This is a genomic window from Mesorhizobium sp. P2_A12 (assembly GCF_056405075.1).
In genome coordinates this window covers 239,779-255,792 of sequence record NZ_JBFUCU010000007.1, presented here as the reverse complement: position 1 = coordinate 255,792, position 16,014 = coordinate 239,779, and the positions used below count along the sequence as shown (strand labels likewise).

Genomic DNA, 16,014 nt, shown 5'->3' with positions numbered 1-16,014 from the left:
CCATGAAACACCTGCACCGAACCGTGTCGCTCGGCGTCGCGCTGGCAATGTTCAGCGCCTTGACGCCGGCGCTGGCCGACAGCACCGCGACCGTCGGCGGCACCAGCTTCGTCAACAAGGGACTGGTCGGCGTCGGCCGCATTCCGGCCAGCCAGAAGGACAAGTTCGGCGAGACGTTCGGCTCGGGCTCCGGCATGGCGATCGACACCGCCGGCTGGACGCATAGTGCCGACGGCTACAAGGGTTCGCTCTGGCTGCTGCCGGACCGCGGCTACAACGTCGTCGGCACCACCGACTACCGGCCGCGCCTCAACACGATCGGCATCGAGTTCGCGCCGACCGCGCCTGGTGCGGCGCCCGCTGCCGGCCAGGAGCAGTCCGGCGTCAAGGCGACGCTCGCCGACACCATGCTCTTGACCGACGACAAGGGCGCCGATGCTACCGGCCTCGACCCGCTCAACGGCGTGCGCGCAGCAAGCGGCGACATGCCGATCCTGCCCGAGGCCAACGGCAAGCTGGCGCTCGACAACGAGGCGATCGTGCGGCTACCCGACGGCTCGATGTTCATCTCCGACGAATACGGCCCGAACATCTATCGGTTTTCCGCCGAAGGCCATCTGCTGTCGGCGACCCAGCCGCCGGCTGCCCTCGTGCCGATGCGCCATGGCGCGCCGAACTTCGCCTCGGACAATCCCGGTCCGGGTGCTGCCGAGCCCGATCCGAAGGATCCAGATACCGGCCGCCAGAACAACCAGGGCCTCGAAGGCATGGCGATGACGCCGGACGGCAAGTTCCTGATCGCCGTGCTGCAGTCGGCGCCCCGGCAGGATGGCGGCGATTCCGGCGCGACTCGCCAGAACACGCGCGCGCTGGTTTATGACGCTTCCGACCTCGCCCATCTCAAGCTGGCGCACGAATATGTCGTGCCGCTGCCGGTGTTCAAGGATGCCAAGGGCAAAACCAAGGTGGCGGCGCAGAGCGAGATCGTGGCCCTGTCCGACCAGACCTTCCTGATGCTGACCCGCGACAGCGGCAACGGCCAGGGGTTGAAGGGCGACACCTCGCTGCTCCGCCAGATCAACATCGTCGATCTCTCCGCCGCGACCGACATCGCCGGTGGCGCCTTCGACGCTGCCGACAAGCCGGTGGCACCCAAGGGCGTTCTCGACCCATCGGTGACGCCGGCCAAGCTGACGCCCTTCATCGACCTCAACGACAAGGGCGAACTCGGTCGCTTCGGCTTGCACAATGGCGCGCCGAACGACAAGAACAACCTCTCGGAAAAGTGGGAGGCGATGTCGGTGGTCAGCGTGCTCGATCCGAAGCTGCCCGACGACTATTTCCTGTTCATTGCCAATGACAACGACTTCCTCACCCAGGACGGCTTCCAGGTCGCCGAGCGCGTCCGCCTACAGATCGTGACGGCACACTTACTGCAACATCTCCGCGTCCTTTGGCACGCCCGCATCGATCGGCTCGGCCGTCCTGTTCGACACGGCGGTGATCTTCGCGGCGGCCGAAAGGTTCGCGCGCACGAAGACCGGCGCGACGCCGTTGACGCGGCCGTAGAGGTCGATGATGTCCTGGTTCATGAAGCGCACACAGCCGGACGAAGCATTCTTCCCGATCGAGTCCCACTCCGGCGTTCCGTGCAGCCGGTACATCGTGTCCTTGCCGTCGCGGAAGAGATACAGCGCGCGGGCGCCTAGCGGGCTCTGCGGGCCGGGCGGCATGCCGTCCTTGTATTTCGCCAGTTCCGGCCGGCGCTGGATCATTTCCGGCGGCGGCGTCCAGACCGGCCATTTCTTCCTGGCCTGGACCACGGCGCTGCCGGTCCATCCGAAACCGGCCTTGCCGAGGCTGACGCCATAGCGGATAGCCTTGCCGCCGTCGCGCACCAGATAGAGGAAGTGCTCGGAGACATCGACGACGATCGTGCCGGGTTTTTCTCCGGTCGGGTCGGACACGATCTGACGCACGAACTTCGGATCCATCTTGGCCACCGGGATCGCCGGCAGCTGATAGCCCTCGTCGACGCGCGCCGCATACATGGTTGCGACATCGCCGAAAGCCGGATCGCTTGGCGGTGCCGCCACAGGTGGCGTCACCACCTCCGTCGTTGTGCACGCCGAAAGAGCCACGGAGGCCGCGCCCAAAGCGGATGCACCGAGAAACGCGCGCCTGTTCAGGCGCTCAAAAAACAGTGGAATATCGGACATGAACCCCCGGCTTACGAGTTTGATCTAGTAAGGAACGCGCCCCACGCGCCCAGAACCAGTATCCGATTACCGAAGCTTTGAGAACATGATTAGATCAAGGCACGGACCTGACTGAGATAAGCCTTCGCCGAGTTGCCTGCCATGGACGACAAGATGCCCACGCGCCGGAGCACCGGCGACCTGACCAGTGGCCCGATCCCGCGCACGCTGCTGCTGTTCGCCTTGCCGGTGCTCGGCTCCAACGTGCTGCAGTCGCTCAACGGATCGATCAACGCCGTCTGGGTTGGCCGTTTTCTCGGCGAATCGGCGCTGACGGCCACCTCCAACGCCAACCTCGTCCTGTTCCTCATCCTCGGCACGGTGTTCGGCATCGGCATGGCGGCCACCATCCTGGTGGCACAGTCGGTCGGCGCCCGCGATCTGCCCGAGGCACGCCGCATCGTCGGCACCAGCGCCACCTTCTTCTTCCTCATCTCGGTGGTGTTCGCGGTCTGCGGCTGGATATGGGTCGACGCCATCCTCAACACGCTCGGCACTCCGGCCGATGCCTTGCCGCTGGCGCGCTCCTATCTGCGCATCATCTTCGTCGCCGTGCAGATGACCAACCTTTTGTCCTTCGTCATGACCGTGCTGCGCGGCGCCGGCGATTCACGCACGCCCTTTTTGTTCATGGCGCTCGCCGTCGTCCTCGACATCGTGCTCAACCCGTTGCTCATCCGTGGCATCGGGCCATTCCCGGAACTCGGCATCGCCGGCTCCGCCACCGCGACGCTGATCGGCCAGACGGTCAGCGTAATCGCCATTCTGATCGTGCTCTATGTGCGCAAGCACCCGCTGCGGCTGGCCGGCGCCAACCTCGCTCTGCTGCGGCCCGACCCCACCTTGCTGCGCATCATCGTCTTCAAGGGCGTGCCGATGGGCCTGCAGATGATCGTCGTCTCAACGGCGGCGCTGACGGTGATGGGCATCGTCAACTCCTACGGTTCGCAGGTCGCCGCCGCCTACGGCATCGCCGCGCAGCTTTGGACCTACATCCAGATGCCGGCGCTCGCCATCGGTGCGGCGGTCTCCTCGATGGCGGCGCAGAATGTCGGTGCCGGCCGCTGGGACCGGATCGGCCGCATCGCCGCCTCCGGTGTCGGCTTCAACCTGGTGCTGACCGGCGCATTGGTTGCCGTGCTTTGGCTTTTCGACCGTTCGGTGCTGAGCCTGTTCCTGAGCAGCGACAGCGCTGCGATCGACATCGCTGCCCACATCAACAATGTCGCGTCATGGTCGTTCATCCTGTTCGGCATCACCATCGTGCTGTTCGCCACCGTGCGCGCCACTGGCGCGGTGATGCCGCCGCTGATCATCCTGGTGATTTCGGTGCTGGTCGTGCGCACCGGCTTTGCCTATTTCATGCGCGGCGTGATCGGCGAGGAAGCGCTGTGGTGGAGTTTCCCGGCCGGCTCGATCACCTCGCTGGTGCTGGCCGCCGCCTACTACCGCTTCGGCCGCTGGCGCACCATGCACATGATCGAGGACAGGCCGGCCGCCGGCGAGCCGCCGGATACCGGCCTTGGCGTGCCGCGCCAGCGCGCGAACATGGCGCCCGAGACGCCGAACGGCTGACAGACAGGCGATACCTCCGCAGTTCGCCGGCAACGGTGGCGAATTGATCTTCTTCCACCCGAACCGCACCGATCCGTCCCGTCGTCAGAGGTGGTCGCCCAGCCACATGGCGGGTAGCCGCCCGTCCCACCATCGCGTAGATATCGTCGATAGAGGGGGAGGACTCATGGGCAAAGGCAGGGTCGAGGCATTCACCGATGGCGTCGTGGCCATCATCATCACCATCATGGTGCTCGAGCTGAAAGTGCCGCATGGCGAGGATGTTTCCGCCCTCTTGCCGTTGTGGCCGATCTTCTTCAGCTACGTGCTGTCCTTCATCAACGTCGGCATCTACTGGAACAATCTGCACAACATGTTCCACACAGTGCAGCGCGTCGACGGCCGCGTGCTGTGGGCGAACCTCAATCTTTTATTCTGGCTGTCGCTGATGCCGGTGACGACGGCCTTCATGGGCGAGAACCACTTCGCACCGGTGCCGGTCGCCGTCTATGGCATCGATCTCGTGCTATGCGCCGTCGCCTATACGATACTGGCCGCAGCACTGCATCGCCTGCACGGCAATGAGACCGCCTTTGCCAAGGCGCTGGGGAATGACCGCAAGGGCAAGATCTCGTTGACCCTCTACATCGCAGCCGTCCTGCTGACCTTCGTCAATCAGTGGATCGGCGTCGTGCTTTATGTGCTGGTTGCGATGATCTGGTTTGTGCCGGATAGGCGCTTCGCCCGGGTGATCGAAAAATAGCGCTTTCTTGTCTGACGCAATTCCTGGGGAAAGCGCTACGCGCTTTTCCCGGGAAAACCGTTTCACACTTTTCCTGGAATTGCTTCACTTGCGCATCGCCTTCAGTTTTTCCGCCACCGAGGCGGCAAGGTCGGCATAGCGCTCCTCCAGCCGTTCCGCCGCCTTGATGATCGAGAAATCATGGCCGAATTTCTCCAGTGCCATGCGCAGCTTCTCGACGAACTCGGCTTGTTTCTCCAGGGCGGAAAAGAGCGTTTTCACCTGCGCTTCGCTGATGTCGGGGTTGGCCAGCATCTGCGGCACCTCGCGGCTCATCTGATCGCCGGTGGCGGTCTGTTCCTTCAAAATTGCGACCCAGTCCGTCAATCAGGAAATCTCCATTTCTCACGGCAAAAGTCTCCTTTTGCCGTGGCAACATGCGCAGCCTCGGCCGGGCTGGTCAACCCGGGCCAATGCATGCCGCCCGAATGGGCGCAGCGGCTTTGGGACGACGACATGCATGAAACAAGGCCTGAAGCGCGCCACATAAATCGCTTCGAACCCGATGCGCTTTACGCGCAGTGAGGCTTGCGCTGGCCCGTTCCAGCGCTAAGTTCTGCGCCATCGAAAGAAGGACCCCATCGCCCATGATCACCGACGCCGAAATCCAGACCGCCCTGCCCGCGCTTGGCCCGGGCAACACCGCCGTCATCACCGGCGCCGCCAGCGGTATTGGTCTTGCGGCCGCCAAGCGGCTTGCATTGATGGGCATGAAGATCGTGCTGGCAGACATCGGCAGCGCACGCCTTGACGACGCCTCCCGCGCTGTTTCCGCGATTGCGGGCGAGGATGCCGTGCTTGCCGTTGCCGCCGACGTTTCGAACGCGGACGAAGTGGACCGTCTCGCCGAAAGAGCGTTCGGCGCCTTCGGCGACGTGTCGCTGCTGGTGAACAATGCCGGCGTCGGCAACAACCCCGGAAAGCCCTGGGAAAACCGCGATGCCTGGAAGCGGCTTCTGGACATCAATTTCTGGGGCGTCGTGCATGGCGTCGAGGCCTTCGCGCCGCGCATGCTGGCCTCGGCCAAGCCCGGCCTGATCGTCAACACCGGCTCCAAGCAAGGCATTACCACGCCGCCCGGCAACCTCGCCTACAATGTCTCCAAGGCTGGCGTGAAGACCTACACGGAAGGCTTGGCACACGCGCTGCGCAACGAACCCGGCGCCCATCTCGCCGCCCATCTGCTGATCCCCGGCTTCACCTTTACCGGCCTCACCGAGGGCGCGACGGAAAAACCGGCTGGCGCCTGGAGCGGCGAACAGGTCATTGATTTCATGCTGGAATCCCTGACCAGGGGCGATTTCTACATCCTGTGCCCGGACAATGAGGCGGCGCGGCCGCTGGATGAAAAGCGCATGGCCTGGGCGATCGGCGACATCATCGAGAACCGTCCGGCTCTGTCGCGCTGGCATCCGGACTACAAGGAAAATTTCGCGGCGTTCATGAAGCAATGAGCATGACCGCACGGTTGATCCCGAACTAAACCGCGGACGCTTCAGGCCGCGTGCTTTTTCGGCCCGCGCTTCTGCGCCACGGCCTTCTTTGCCGCCATGGCGGCAATCTTCTCGTCATGCCGCCTGGCCGCACGCTCGCATTTGTCACGGATCTCCTCGACCTCCGATTCGGTCAGATGTTCGATGCCGATGAAGTTGTTGTGGCCCTCGCTGACGCGGATCAGCTCGTCGAGCTTGGCCTGGATCGCCGCGCCGTCGCGGTTCTGGGTGTTCTGGATGAGAAAGACCATCAGGAAGGTGATGATGGTCGTGCCGGTGTTGATGACGAGCTGCCAGGTGTCCGAAAAGCCGAAGAACGGCCCGGTCACCGCCCAAACGACGACGATCAGGCAGCAGGCGGCAAATGTCAGCGGCAGGCCGGTGACGTGGGCAACCCAGTTGGCGATCTTGGTGAAAAGCTTTTCCATGTGTCGAAATTCCTCAACGCAGCGGCGCGATGAGAAACAACCGGCGACCGCTTCAGGTTCCCGGCGCAAACAAATACGTCAGGCGCAATTGGCTACACGCATAAAGAGAACAAGGCGGAAAACACGCCTTATGGCTTCAATGCCACAATAGCGGCACAGGCAAGAGTGCCTGTTCCTTCCGCTACCCAGCGGGTTATCTCCAGCCCCTTCCGCCGCGCCACCCCCGCATGGCGGAAGGGGTTTCAGTCCGGTCAGATGGCGTCGTTTCCCAGCGGTCGAGGAACGCCTCGATCGGCAATGCCTGCATGTCGGGAACTGCCCTGGCGAGCTTTTCGACCGGCCAGTCCCACCACGCGAGCGCTTCGATCCGAGCCGCGACAGTGGCCTGGAAGCGTGATCTGAGCGGTCTGGCCGGCACCCCGGCGACGATGGCGTAGGACGGTACATCATGCGTCACCACCGCATTGGCGCCGATGACGGCGCCATTGCCGATGGTGACCCCGGGCATGATCACCGCGCCATGGCCGATCCAGACATCATGGCCGATGGTCACTGCTTTCGCCTGCCGCCGCTCGCGGAATGCAGCGTCGACGCCCAGCCAGCGAAAATACTCGTTCGGCCGGTAACTGACCTTGTGCTGGGTGAGCCGCTCGATGGGGTGCTCCAGGGCGTTGATGCGGCTGTTTGATGCGATCGAACAGAATTTGCCGATCGTCGTGTAGATCGCTTCGGCGTGGCGCTCGAAATAGGAGAAGTCGCCGACGGTCACTTCTCGCAGCACCACCCGCTCGCCGATCGAGGCATAGCGGCCGAGCTTGCAGGCCTTCAGTTCCGCAGTCGGATGGATGCGCGGCTCGGAATCCTTCGGGACGAGATTTTCGGAACGGTCCATGCGGGCGGCTTTACCCCTAGGCGGTTGGTCCCGCAAGCGGGACTAACCCTCCGTAAGCTCGGTTCCAGCCGACCCACCTATTTCGGCTTGCCGCTCGTCCACACCACGTTCTGGCCGTAGAGCGGCACGGTGGTGACCGACATCTTGGCCGAGCCGTTCTGCACCTGGCGTGAATGCGACAGGTAGATCAGCGTCTCGTTGGCCTTGTCGTAGATGCGGTTCACCACCTGCTTCTTCCAGATCAGGCTGATGCCTTGCTTGAACACTTCCTCGCCGCCTTCGCTCATATCGATGTCGCCGATGGTGATTGGGCCGGTCTGGCGGCAGGAGATCGAGGAGTCGGACGGATCCTCGAACCAGTTGCCCTTGTGCAGGCGGTCGATGATGCCGCGATCGAAATAGGCGACGTGACAGGTGACGCCCTCCACCTTCGGATCCTTGATCGCCTCGACGATGATGTCGTTGCCCAGCCAGTCGACACCGACCTTGCCGACTTCATCGGCCACGGCCGTGCCAGCGCCAAAGACAACGCACGCGGCCAACGCGCCGCCGATCAGTTTTCGCCCAATCAGTCCCTGCAACATAGCCTCCTGCGGTTCGAGTTGCCGGTCACAGGTGGGGCGAGCAGCCCGGCTTTGCAAGCGGATACGTCGACCCCATATGCGGTTGCGGCAACGCGGCACTTTGCCTGGGCGGGGTCGAACCGCTAAGACTGTCGTGCTGGCGCGGCATGTGGCCGGCGCTCCCGATGATTCTGCGGACGGACCTTACTGATGATGCGTTCTATTCTGGTCGGCATTCTCGTCCTGATGGCGGCCGGCATCGGCTGGCTGACCTTCGACTGGTACCGCGGCCACTATGGCGGCGAGCCCTTCGGCGCCGCCTTCACGCTGGTCGACCAGCAAGGCGCGCCGATCACCGAGACCGCGTTCAGGGGCCAGCCCAGCGTCGTCTTCTTCGGCTTCACCCATTGCCCCGAAGTCTGCCCGACCACGCTGTTTGAACTGGCGGGCTGGCTGAAGACCCTCGGCGACGACGGCAAGAACCTGCATGCCTATTTCGTCTCGGTCGATCCGGAGCGCGACACGCCCGATGTGATGAAGGCCTATGTCAGCAATTTCTCCGACCGCATCGTCGGCATCACCGGGGATCCGGACAAGGTCCATGCCATGGCCAAATCGTTCGGCATCTACTGGAAGAAAGTCGACACCGGCGACGGCGACTATACGATGGACCATACCGCCTCGGTGCTGCTGCTCAACGCCAAGGGCGACTTTGCCGGCACCATCGCCTATGGCGAAAGCGCTGACACGGCCGTCGCCAAGTTGAAGCGACTGGCCGCGGGCGCATGATCCCGAACCGAAGGACGGCGTCAGCGAAAAGTGGGAACCGGTTTTCGAACAAGATCATGCTCGAGCAAGACACATAATCGATGACCCAGACGCGGCTTCATTTCATCACCGGAAAGCTTGAATCCATCAGCATTTTCGCGGCGTTCGAGGCGGCCTTCGAGGATGAAGGCCTGCCGATCGCCGTGCTGGAGGTCGATGAGGATCGCGATATCTACGAAGTGTCGCTCTATGCCGATGGCGACGTCGATGCCGTCGAGACGCGGGCCAAGGACATCCTTGCCGGCCTTTCCATTGCGAGGCCGATCGGCCGCGAGGCCTTGCCCGACATCGACTGGGTGGCGCGTTCACTGGAGGGCTTGAAGCCGGTGCGCGCCGGCCGCTTCTTCGTCCACGGCGCGCATGACCGCAGGAAGCGCCACAGCGGCGAACTCGCCATCGAGATCGAGGCGGGCCTTGCCTTCGGCACCGGCCACCACGGCACCACCGCCGGCTGCCTCGAAATGCTGGAAAAGGTCATGCGCCGCGAGCACCCGCGCAATGCGCTCGACCTCGGCACCGGCAGCGCGGTGCTGGCCATCGCCGTTGCCAAGCTGGCGCACATTCCGGTACTGGCCACCGACATCGATCCGGTGGCGGTGAGAGTGGCTGCCGCCAACGCACGACTCAACAACGTCAAGGCACTGGTGGAGACGGTGACCGCGCCGGGCTTTCACCACCCGATCTTTGGCAAGCGCGCGCCCTTCGATCTTATCGTCGCCAACATATTGGCGCGGCCGCTGATGCGGCTTGCACCGCAAATGGCCGATCACATCGCACTGGGCGGCTCGATCGTGCTGTCAGGCATCCTCCAGCGCCAGCGCGACGCTGTCGTCTCGGCCTATGTCGGCCAGAACTTCCGCCACGTGCGCACCTTGCACCGCGAGGGCTGGGTGACGATCCACCTCAAGCGTTGAGGCAGACAGACCGGCAACTACCCAAGCTGGACCAAGGCCAGCCGGTTGTCAGTCAAGCGACGCTGTAGCAGGTTGCGCCAGCCGAAAATCGATTTCGATTTTCAAGCCCGTGCGCTACGGTCGCGCGGAATTCAGGGAGGCCACGATGTTCCAGACCTTCGAATCCGCGGGCGATCCGGCAGTCGGCAAGCCGCGCGTCGCGCTGCTGCGCCAATGGCTGGCGGCCAACGAGCTGGACGGCTTCATCGTGCCGCGCGCCGACGAACATCAGGGTGAATATGTCGCCGATCGCTCGGCGCGGCTGAAGTGGCTGACCGGTTTCAGCGGTTCGGCCGGTGTCGCCGTCGTGCTGCGCGACCGCGCCTTCGTCTTTGTCGACGGGCGCTACACGCTGCAGGTGCGCCACGAGGTCGATCTCGACATCTTTTCGATCGAAAGCCTGGTCGACAACCCGCCAGCCGTCTGGCTGAGAGACGCCATCGGCAAGGGCGCGCGGCTCGGCTTTGACTCGTGGCTGCACACGATCAGCGAGGTCAAGGCGCTGCAGGCTTCGGCTGACAAGACCGGCGCGGTGCTCGTGCCGCTCGACAAGAACCCGATCGACCTCATCTGGACCGACCAGCCCGAGGCGCCGGTTTCGCCGGTCGAGCTCCACCCGATCGGCTTTGCCGGCGAACTCGCCAAGGACAAGCTGGCGCGGCTGGCAACGGCGATCACCAAGGACGGCGCCACCCATGCGGTGCTGACCGACCCTTCCTCCATCGCCTGGGCCTTCAACATCCGTGGCGGCGACGTGCCGCATACACCGCTGGCGCTCGGCTTCGCCATCCTTGCCGCCGACGGCTCGCACCAGCTGTTCATGAACCGGCGCAAATTCTCGCGCCAGGTCGAGGCCTATCTCACGCAGCTCGCCGAGCCGCATGAGCCCGGCGAATTCGAAGCCGCGATCGTGGGCCTTGCCAAGGGTAGCGCGAAGATCGCGCTCGATCCGGTGCTGGCGGCCGACAGGCTGCGCATGCTGGTCGAGGACAACGGCGGCACCGTGATTGCCGCAGCCGACCCTGCCCGCATTCCACGCGCCACCAAGAACCAGGCCGAGATCAACGGTTCCCGCGCCGCGCATCGCCGCGATGGCGCCGCGGTGGCCAAGCTCTTGTGCTGGCTGGAGCGCCAAAAACCCGGCTCGCTCGACGAGATCGCCGTCGTCACCAAGCTGGAAGAGACGCGCCGGAAGACGGGCGAGGAAACCCAGATGCCTCTGCGCGACATCTCCTTCGACACCATTTCCGGTGCCGGGCCGAATGGCGCCATCATGCATTACCGTGTGTCGCGCGCCACCAGCCGCAAGCTGCAGGCCGGCGAATTGTTCCTGCTCGATTCCGGCGGCCAGTATCAGGACGGCACCACCGACATCACCCGCACCGTGCCGATCGGCCAACCGACCGAGGAAATGCGCGAACGCTTCACGCTGGTGCTGAAGGGCATGATCGGCATTTCAACGCTGCGCTTCCCCGCCGGCACACGCGGCTCGGAAATCGACGCCGTCGCCCGCATGGCGCTGTGGCAGCACGGCTGCGACTTCGCGCACGGCACCGGCCACGGCGTCGGCTCGTACCTGGCCGTGCATGAGGGACCGCAGCGCATCGCCCGCACCGGCACTGAAAAGCTGCTCGAAGGCATGATGCTGTCCAACGAGCCCGGCTACTACAAGGAAGGCTCCTACGGCATCCGAATCGAGAACCTGATCCTGGTGACGCCGGCGGAAGAGGTCGAGGGCGGCGACATCGCCATGCACGGCTTCGAGACGCTGACGCTGGCGCCGATCGACATCCGCCTGGTGCGCACCGATCTGCTGACGCGCGACGAATTGCACTGGCTCGACGCGTACCATGCCCGCGTGCTGGCCGAGATCGGACCGATGCTCGACGGCGAAACGCTGGCCTGGCTGGAAAAGGCCACCGCGCCGCTGCCGCATGATGCGAAGATCTGACGATTGGCGAAAGCTTCAAAGCAGGGGTGTTTCTCCCCGTTCTACGGGGAGAAATGCCCGGCAGGGCAATGAGGGGCAGCGCCGACGTTCGACACGATCGCGCCGGTGAAACTACCCGACGAACTGCCGCGCCAGTATCAACACCGCTGCGCCAGCCAGAAACATAGACATCAGCCCGCCGCGCAACGAAACCACGGCGGTGACGACCAATGCCGCCCATTCCGCCGGTCCGGCGTTCAGCAGCTCCGGCGCGACCAGCGTCGTCAGCACCGCCGCCGGCACGGCATTGAGGCCGGCCTCGACGCGCGGATGGATGTTTTCGAAACGGGAGATGACCAGATGCCCGCCGATGCGCGTCAGGTAGGTCGCGATCGCACCGGCGATGATGATCCAGAATGTCGTGCTCATGGCCGTGCCTTCACGCCGCTGTGGTGGGGAGGCAGGACGACGGCGAGCAGCACCCCGGCAATTGCGCCGATCGAGACGTGCCAGGGCGAGCCGACGTTCCTGTAGGCGATGATCGAGGCGGCAGCGCTGGCAATGACCACCGGCAGCCACAGCGGCCGCTTGCGAAAGCCCAGGACAAGGCCGAGAAAATAGATAGGCAGCAGGAAATCGATGCCCAGCGCATGCGTGTCGGGGATCAGCTTGCCGAACACCGCGCCAAGCGCGCTTTCGATCACCCAGAACACATAGACCGGCAGACCGAGTCCGAGATACCAGGCGAAGCCGACCGTCTGGCCGGATTGCGCCCTCGCCTCGGCCACCGCGAATTGTGGATCGGTGAGGATGAAATAGCCGAGCGCTTGGCTGATGACAGGCCAGTGCGCAATGCGCCGGCCGATACCGGCGGAATAGAGCACATGGCGGAAATTGACGGCGAAGATCGACAGCACGATCAGCCACGGCGCCACATGCTGGCCGAACAGTTGGATGCCTACCATCTGGCTGGCGCCGCCGAAGACCAGTGCGCTCATCAGGAAGGCTTCGAAGACCGAGAAGCCATTGTCGACCGCAAGCGCCCCGAACAGCACCGCGAATGGCGCCGACGCCACCACGACAGGCATCGAGAGCCGCACACCCTGCCAGAAATCGCTCCTTGCACCGCTCTCGGAGATTGCGTCCGTCGCCATCAATCACTCCCTTGCGAAGGGCGGTATGTAGGTGGCGCAGCCCGGTCTGTCACACGAATTCGCTTGAGCCGAATGATCAGCGGAAATGATCGTCGCGATGCCTTATCGAAGGTTAGGCGGCGAGGGCTTTGCCCTCGATGGCCCTGCCCCAGTCGAGCAGCGGCCTGGCGCGCAAGCTGAAATCGACGAGTTCGTCGACCAGCTGCGCACCATGGATCCCCGCCGGGTCGATCACATGCTGGACGACAAAATGCCGGTTGCGGATGGCGTCAGTCAGATCGGGTTCGCTGATCTGCTCGAAGCCGCGTGGGGTACGCTTCATGCGGCCTTCCGTCTCAAGCTCAAGGCCGTTCTTCTTCAGCGCCTTTACCATGGCGCGAAACTTGTCAGGCTGCGTCGCGATGGCTTTGCGCATCGCCAGCAGCAGCGCCGGCTCCGGCTGCCACCAGGCGACGTCGGCAAAGCAGCCCTCAAGCCCGACATGAACATAGAACACGCCCTGCGCCATCTTGGTGCCGTCGGGCGACAGGATCGCCGACAGATGCCGGTTGTAGGGCCGCTTGTCCTTGGCGAAGCGCACGTCGCGGTTGATACGGAACAGCGACTTCTTGCGATCCCCGCGCAGGCCGAGCCCCGCCTGATCGAAACGCTCCGTGAGCGTTTCGATCAGATCGCCGAAGGGGTCACGCAACTCTTTTTCGAACAGGTCGCGGTTTTCCAGGAACCACTCCCGGCTCTGATGGAAATCCAGCGCCTTCAGGAACGGAATGGCCTTCAGCCCGAAACCCTTGAATGCACCTTCCATCATTCCTTGCCGATCCGCACCAGCCAGGCGTCCTCGTCGATCACTTCGACGCCGAGCTCGCTGGCCAGCTTGAGCTTGGAGCCGGCACCCGGCCCGGCGACCACCAGATCCGTCTTGGCCGAAACAGAACCCGCGACCTTCGCGCCGAGGCGTTCGGCCATCGCCTTGGCTTCGGGGCGGGTCATCTTTTCCAGCGTGCCTGTGAACACGATCGTCTTGCCGGCCACCGCGCTGTCGGCCGAGATGGTCACGATATAAGGCTTCGGCTTGACCTGTTTGAGCAGCGCGTCCAGCACGTCGTCGTTGCGTTCATTGCCGAAGAAGTCGCGCAGCGCATCGATGACTGTGTCGCCGATGCCGTTGACCGATGGGAAAACGGTGTGTGGATCGTCGGCCGCCGCTGTCTCCTTGCCGACGCGAATCAGTTCCTCGATGGTCGAGAAGGTTTTTGCAAGCACTGCGGCCGTGGTTTCGCCGATATGACGGATGCCGAGCGCGAAGATGAAGCGGTCCAGTTCAGGTTCGCGGCGCGAGTCGATGGCAGCAAACAGTTTGTCGAGGCCTTCGTAATTGCGATCCTCGACGCTGCGCACATTCTTGCGCGTCTTGCCCGATGCCGCCTCGCGCTGCCTGGCCTGCTCCTCACGCCGCTCGGCCAACGCCTTGGTGACGGCGGGGCGGCGATCCCTGAGCGTGAAGATATCGGCGGCTGTCTTGATCAATCCCGCATTGAAGAAAGTGTCTATGTTCTCGGCGCCCAGGCCTTCGATGTCCAAGGCACCGCGTGACACGAAGTGCCGCAATCCCTCCACCGCCTGCGCGGGGCAGATCAGTTCGCCGGTGCAGCGTCGACGGGAATCTTCCTTGCCGGTCTTCTCGTTGATCTCGCGCGTCGCCGGCGAGCCGCAGATCGGACAGGTGTGGGGGAATTCGTATGGCACGGCGTCGGGCGGACGCTTGTCGATGACGACGCTGACGATCTGCGGAATGACATCCCCTGCCCGCTGGATCACCACCGTATCGCCGATGCGCACGTCGATGCCGTCGCGGATCGGCTGGCCTGTGCTGTCCAGGCCCTTGATGTAGTCCTCATTGTGCAGCGTGACGTTTTCAACCACGACGCCGCCGACCGTGACCGGCGCCAGCCGCGCAACCGGCGCCAGCGTGCCGGTGCGGCCGACCTGAATGTCGATCTTCTGCACGGTCGTCATCGCCTGTTCGGCGGGGAATTTATGCGCAACCGCCCAGCGCGGCTCACCAGTGACGAAACCCCATCTGCGCTGCAGTTCCAACTGGTCGACCTTGTAGACGACCCCGTCAATGTCGTAGCCCAACGAGGAGCGCTGTTCCTCGATTCGATGATAATGCGCGATCAGCTCCTCGGCCGACTTCGCCCGCACCATCAGCGGGCTGATCGCGAAACCCCAATCCTTGAACTTCTGCACCGCGCCGTACTGGGTCGGCGCAGGATCCTCAGACGTGTAGCCCCAGGCATAGGCGAAGAATTTGAGGTTGCGGCTAGCGGTGACGGATGGATCCTTCTGGCGCAAGGAACCGGCCGCCGTGTTGCGCGGATTGACGTAGTCCTGGCCGCCAACCGCCGCCGAGCGTTGCTTCAGCGCCTCGAATTCCGCGTAGGTCATATAGACCTCGCCGCGTATCTCGATGATTTCTGGCCAGCCCGAGCCTTTCAGCTTCGCGGGGATGTCGGCGATCGTCCTGAGATTGGCGGTGATGTCCTCGCCGACGGCACCGTCGCCACGCGTTGCGCCCTGCACGAACACGCCGCTTTCATAACGCAGCGAAGCCGACAAACCGTCGATCTTCGGCTCGGCCGTGAAGGCGATGTCGAGATCCTTGTCGCGATCGAAGAACCGCCGGCCGCGTTCAATGAAGTCGGCGACATCCTCGTCCGTATAGGCCTTGGCGAGGCTGAGCATCGGCACCGCATGGCGCACCTTGGCGAAGCCTTCCGCCGGCGCCGCGCCAACCCTGCGCGACGGCGAATCCTCGCGCACCAGCGCCGGAAAGCGCTGCTCGATGGCAAGGTTGCGCCGTGTCAGCGCGTCATATTCCGCGTCGGTGATGATCGGCGCATCCTCGGTATGGTAGCGCCGGTCATGCTCGGCGATCTCTTCCGCCAAGCGCTTCAGCTCGGCTTCGGCTTCGCTGTCTGTCAGGGCATCGACTGGTTTTTCGGACATGGTTTCAGACCTGGCTCATAGATGTATGCCGCCCAAAAATGCGCAGCGGTTTTGGGACAACGACACGCATAGCAACAAAGACCCAGAGCACGTCGCGCAAATCCGATTCGGCGCGACGCGCTTTGGTGGTCCGCGACCATAGATCAGCTT

Annotated in this window: 14 protein-coding genes and 2 pseudogenes; 7 read left to right on the top strand and 9 right to left on the bottom strand. The window is 63.8% G+C overall.

Translation table 11 applies throughout. The features are described 5' to 3' along the window. The first annotated feature begins 2 nt into the window (after positions 1 to 2). Positions 3 to 1,709, top strand: a complete 1,707-nt coding sequence (locus tag AC1DZU_RS18075) for an esterase-like activity of phytase family protein (protein WP_477286908.1) — start codon at positions 3 to 5, stop codon at positions 1,707 to 1,709. Here AC1DZU_RS18075 and AC1DZU_RS18070 read toward each other — a convergent pair. Next, positions 1,593 to 2,219 (bottom strand): annotated as a pseudogene (locus AC1DZU_RS18070) (L,D-transpeptidase); the annotation flags it as partial. The gene AC1DZU_RS18075 and the pseudogene AC1DZU_RS18070 overlap by 117 nt on opposite strands. A gap of 141 nt (positions 2,220 to 2,360) precedes the next feature. Between AC1DZU_RS18070 and AC1DZU_RS18065 the strand changes: the two are divergent. Further along, a complete protein-coding gene (locus AC1DZU_RS18065; RefSeq protein WP_477286906.1) occupies positions 2,361 to 3,833 on the top strand; it encodes an MATE family efflux transporter in 1,473 nt (490 codons plus the stop codon). 166 nt (positions 3,834 to 3,999) lie between these two features. Further along, entirely contained in the window at positions 4,000 to 4,575 is a 576-nt protein-coding gene (locus AC1DZU_RS18060) for a TMEM175 family protein (protein ID WP_477286904.1), read from the top strand. An 84-nt stretch (positions 4,576 to 4,659) separates the two neighbouring features. On the opposite strand, the gene AC1DZU_RS18055 is transcribed toward AC1DZU_RS18060, so the two are convergent. Then, positions 4,660 to 4,941 carry a hypothetical protein gene (locus tag AC1DZU_RS18055; protein WP_184874898.1) on the bottom strand — a complete coding sequence of 94 codons (282 nt, stop codon included), beginning with the start codon at positions 4,939 to 4,941 and terminating at the stop codon, positions 4,660 to 4,662. A 260-nt stretch (positions 4,942 to 5,201) separates the two neighbouring features. Here AC1DZU_RS18055 and AC1DZU_RS18050 point away from each other — a divergent pair, with 260 nt between their 5' ends. Beyond that, positions 5,202 to 6,068, top strand: a complete 867-nt coding sequence (locus AC1DZU_RS18050) for an SDR family NAD(P)-dependent oxidoreductase (RefSeq protein ID WP_477286902.1) — start codon at positions 5,202 to 5,204, stop codon at positions 6,066 to 6,068. A gap of 41 nt (positions 6,069 to 6,109) precedes the next feature. Here the strand turns inward: AC1DZU_RS18050 and AC1DZU_RS18045 are convergent, their stop codons facing one another. The 3 genes and pseudogenes from AC1DZU_RS18045 to AC1DZU_RS18035 all read right to left on the bottom strand — a co-directional run bounded on the left by AC1DZU_RS18045 (position 6,110) and on the right by AC1DZU_RS18035 (position 8,011). Further along, a complete protein-coding gene (locus AC1DZU_RS18045; RefSeq protein WP_457151469.1) occupies positions 6,110 to 6,535 on the bottom strand; it encodes a low affinity iron permease family protein in 426 nt (141 codons plus the stop codon). Between the two features lie 268 nt (positions 6,536 to 6,803). Then, a pseudogene (locus tag AC1DZU_RS18040) lies at positions 6,804 to 7,427 on the bottom strand (DapH/DapD/GlmU-related protein); the annotation flags it as partial. Positions 7,428 to 7,504: 77 nt separating this feature from the next. Next, positions 7,505 to 8,011, bottom strand: coding sequence for a CreA family protein (locus tag AC1DZU_RS18035; RefSeq protein WP_477286900.1), 507 nt, complete (start codon positions 8,009 to 8,011; stop codon positions 7,505 to 7,507). Between the two features lie 189 nt (positions 8,012 to 8,200). On the opposite strand from AC1DZU_RS18035, the gene AC1DZU_RS18030 reads away from it, so the two are divergent. The 3 genes from AC1DZU_RS18030 (at position 8,201) to AC1DZU_RS18020 (ending at position 11,722) form a co-directional block, all read left to right on the top strand. Continuing rightward, positions 8,201 to 8,779: an SCO family protein gene (locus AC1DZU_RS18030; protein ID WP_477286898.1), complete on the top strand. Its 579-nt coding sequence runs from the start codon at positions 8,201 to 8,203 to the stop codon at positions 8,777 to 8,779. A gap of 80 nt (positions 8,780 to 8,859) precedes the next feature. After that, positions 8,860 to 9,732: a 50S ribosomal protein L11 methyltransferase gene (locus AC1DZU_RS18025; RefSeq protein WP_477286896.1), complete on the top strand. Its 873-nt coding sequence runs from the start codon at positions 8,860 to 8,862 to the stop codon at positions 9,730 to 9,732. 145 nt (positions 9,733 to 9,877) lie between these two features. After that, positions 9,878 to 11,722, top strand: a complete 1,845-nt coding sequence (locus AC1DZU_RS18020) for an aminopeptidase P family protein (protein ID WP_477286894.1) — start codon at positions 9,878 to 9,880, stop codon at positions 11,720 to 11,722. A 111-nt stretch (positions 11,723 to 11,833) separates the two neighbouring features. Here AC1DZU_RS18020 and AC1DZU_RS18015 read toward each other — a convergent pair whose 3' ends face one another. From AC1DZU_RS18015 to ligA, 4 genes are all read right to left on the bottom strand, one after another. Continuing rightward, positions 11,834 to 12,130, bottom strand: a complete 297-nt coding sequence (locus AC1DZU_RS18015; RefSeq protein ID WP_184874906.1) for an AzlD family protein — start codon at positions 12,128 to 12,130, stop codon at positions 11,834 to 11,836. After that, complete coding sequence (locus AC1DZU_RS18010) at positions 12,127 to 12,855, bottom strand: AzlC family ABC transporter permease (protein WP_477286892.1); 729 nt, start codon at positions 12,853 to 12,855, stop codon at positions 12,127 to 12,129. Before AC1DZU_RS18010 ends, AC1DZU_RS18015 begins: the two co-directional genes overlap by 4 nt. Positions 12,856 to 12,967: 112 nt before the next feature. Beyond that, positions 12,968 to 13,660, bottom strand: coding sequence for a DUF2461 domain-containing protein (locus tag AC1DZU_RS18005; protein ID WP_477287060.1), 693 nt, complete (start codon positions 13,658 to 13,660; stop codon positions 12,968 to 12,970). Beyond that, complete coding sequence (gene ligA / locus AC1DZU_RS18000; protein ID WP_477286890.1) at positions 13,660 to 15,864, bottom strand: NAD-dependent DNA ligase LigA; 2,205 nt, start codon at positions 15,862 to 15,864, stop codon at positions 13,660 to 13,662. Before ligA ends, AC1DZU_RS18005 begins: the two co-directional genes overlap by 1 nt. Positions 15,865 to 16,014 lie beyond the last annotated feature (150 nt).